The following is a 3018-nucleotide window of genomic DNA, read 5'->3' as shown; positions in this document are numbered from 1 at the left end:
ACCATTTTTAATTCCTTCTTATTTTCTTCGCCTCTAAAAAATGGGATTGCCTCAACTTCTAAAAATCTTTTATAAACATCTTTCGTTTCAAAGTATTTATTCTTAAGCATTGAAAGTATATATAGCATACTTTTATACTTTTCATCCCTCTTGGCAACATCTATCCCTTTATTAATCCAATCTTTCGCTTCTTCAAATTCTTTTAATTCAATACACTGCAAAGCGATCTCATACACTGCATCAATATAATTTAAATCCTCTTCCTTTTTGTACTTTAGGCATTGTAAATAATAATCTTTTGCTTTTGCATAATCTTTTAAGTTATAGTACAAGAAGCCTAAATTATTTAAAGCAATAGCTGTTATACTTTCTTTATCAGCAAAAGAATTTGCTTCCCTCAAAATATTATTATAAATAGATAGTGCTTCATTATATTGCTTTTTTTGTATATAACTCAACGCAATAAGTAACTGGCAATTTATCACATAACGGAATTTATATTCATTCTTAAACCCTTCCATTGCTACATTAGCAAAATGTAAAGTCATATGTTCAACCTCTAATTCATTATAAACAAGAGCCAAATTGAAATATATTCCATTCTCATGATAACCTTGTTCCTTTGCCATTACTTCTGTTCGAGTCAAATACTCCAATGCCTTCTTATATCTATGTTGTAAAAAATAATATAACCCTTTGCTATACGTATATAATAATTTTTGGAATGGTGAATACTTTTTGTACATCTTCTTTAAGCTCTCTAACTCTTTTTCGACAGCAGGAAAATCTCTTTTCATAATTAAATAACGTGTATACAGCAGTTTATAATAATTTATAATTTCAAAATCCAACACATGCTTCATTTCACCTTGCAACTCTTCATATATACGTTCTACTTGTTGCTTGTCTAAATGAACTAGTGCATTCAACCATTCATCCAGCTTCCCCTTCACATCTTCTTCTACATCCCTCAAATCCGTCACGGCAATTTCTAATCTTGCGCAGAGCAATTGTAGAATTTCTTCTGATGCTTCGATCTTTCCATTTTCAATCTTACTTAAGTATGAGACAGAACAAATGCCCTGACATAATTCTTCTTGTGTCATTTTTTGCTGAAGCCGTTTGTAAAAGACTTGTTTGCCTATTTTTTCTAATGTTTGTTGCATTGTCCTCCTCCATTCTCATTACCCCATTACTCTAATAATACATAAAATCTGGAGAAATATAAATTGATAAATATAAATTTTCTAAAAAATATGCATAATTTCATTTTTTTCTCTCTTGACTTCACTTCAATATCTCTTCTTTGCTACGAATGGTGAAAAATTGGTATACTATAACCAAATTATGGAGGTGTTCTCGCGATGACTCATTATAAAGACGATAGTTATGCCTTACATACAGACCTATATCAAATCAACATGGCTTATACATATTGGAAAGATGGTATTCATAATCGCCGTTCTGTTTTTGATTTATATTTTCGAAAGCTTCCATTTGAGAACGGCTACGCTGTTTTTGCTGGCCTTGAGAAAATTGTAGAGTACATAGAAAATTTCAGTTTTACTGAAAGCGATATCGCTTATTTAGCAGAATTAAAATTTGAAGAAGAATTCCTTCATTATTTACAAAATATGAAATTCACTGGGACGATTCGCAGTATGCAAGAAGGTGAAGTTGTATTTAATAACGAGCCTTTATTACGTGTTGATGCACCACTGGGTGAAGCACAAATTATTGAAACCGCCCTCTTAAATATTGTGAATTACCAAACATTAATTGCAACAAAAGCTGCTCGTATGAAACATGCTGCAAGTAATGATGAGCTTTTAGAGTTCGGCACAAGACGTGCCCATGAGTTCGATGCCGCCCTTTGGGGGACACGCGCTGCCTTTATTGGTGGTTTCTCCTCTACAAGCAACGTTCGTGCTGGGAAACGCTTCGGGATCCCTGTAGCTGGCACACACGCTCACTCTTTCGTTCAAGCATATCGCGATGAATACGTTGCGTTTAAGAAATACGCTGAAACTCATAAGAAGTGCGTCTTTCTCGTTGATACATATGACACATTGAAATCTGGTGTTCCAAATGCAATTCGTGTTGCAAAAGAATTTGGGGATCGTATTGATTTCTATGGTATACGTCTTGATAGTGGTGATATGGCTTATTTATCGAAAAAGGCACGAAAACTACTAGATGAATCAGGGTTTACAAATACAAAAATTATCGCTTCTAGCGATTTAGATGAATACACAATTATGCACCTTAAATCTCAAGGGGCAAAAATTGACGTATGGGGTGTTGGGACAAAATTAATTACGTCCTTTGAGCAACCTGCATTAGGGGCTGTTTACAAACTAGTTGCAATTGAAGATACTGACGGAAAATTAAATGATACGATTAAAATTTCATCTAATCCTGAAAAAATTACCACTCCAGGACTGAAACGAATTTATCGTATTATCAATCGGGTTAACGATCATGCAGAAGGCGATTATATTGCGTTAGATTCTGAAGAACCTGGAAAAGAAGAGCGCTTAAAAATGTTCCATCCAGTTCACACATATATAAGTAAATTCGTAACAAACTTTGAAGCCCGTGAACTCCATAAAGACATTTTCGTTAACGGTGAAAGAACATATGAACTACCAAGTATATTAGATATTCAACAATATAATGAACAGAGTCTCGCTCTATTTTGGGAAGAATACATGCGAACTTTAAATCCCGAAGAGTATCCTGTCGATTTAAGCCAAGAATGTTGGGATCATAAAATGAATTACATTCAAACTGTTCGAGAACAAGTTGAAAAAAACATACAAAAGTAAACAGAGAAGTTTCTCCTTCTCTGTTTTTTCAATACTATATGGATATTTGTAAAAATATATTAAAATAATACGACGAATGTTTTTTATTTGTAAATTTTAATATTATATTATTTAAAAGTAAAATAATATTTGATATTATTTTATTAAATCAATTTCAACAAAATAACCAATAAAAAAGAGGACGCAGGTT

The 3018-nt window shown here is 32.8% G+C and carries 2 protein-coding genes; one reads left to right on the top strand and one right to left on the bottom strand.

All coding sequences use genetic code 11. From position 1 onward, the window contains the following. Nucleotides 1-1166: tetratricopeptide repeat protein (locus ACQGS6_RS25575; RefSeq protein ID WP_426965814.1), on the bottom strand; the 1166-nt coding region annotated here is incomplete at its 3' end. A gap of 198 nt (nucleotides 1167-1364) precedes the next feature. Here ACQGS6_RS25575 and ACQGS6_RS25570 point away from each other — a divergent pair. Next, entirely contained in the window at nucleotides 1365-2828 is a 1464-nt protein-coding gene (locus ACQGS6_RS25570) for a nicotinate phosphoribosyltransferase (RefSeq protein WP_000150177.1), read from the top strand. Nucleotides 2829-3018 lie beyond the last annotated feature (190 nt).

The sequence above is a fragment of the Bacillus sp. GMs2/2 genome (genome assembly GCF_050172095.1).
Taxonomy (GTDB): Bacteria; Bacillota; Bacilli; order Bacillales; family Bacillaceae_G; genus Bacillus_A; species Bacillus_A cereus.
This window is presented reverse-complemented; position numbering and strand designations above follow the sequence as displayed.

Bases quoted from the DNA above. Each gene is read 5' to 3' on its own strand.
- ACQGS6_RS25570 (WP_000150177.1), top strand. From the start codon at position 1,365: ATGACTCATTATAAAGACGATAGTTATGCCTTACATACAGACCTATAT.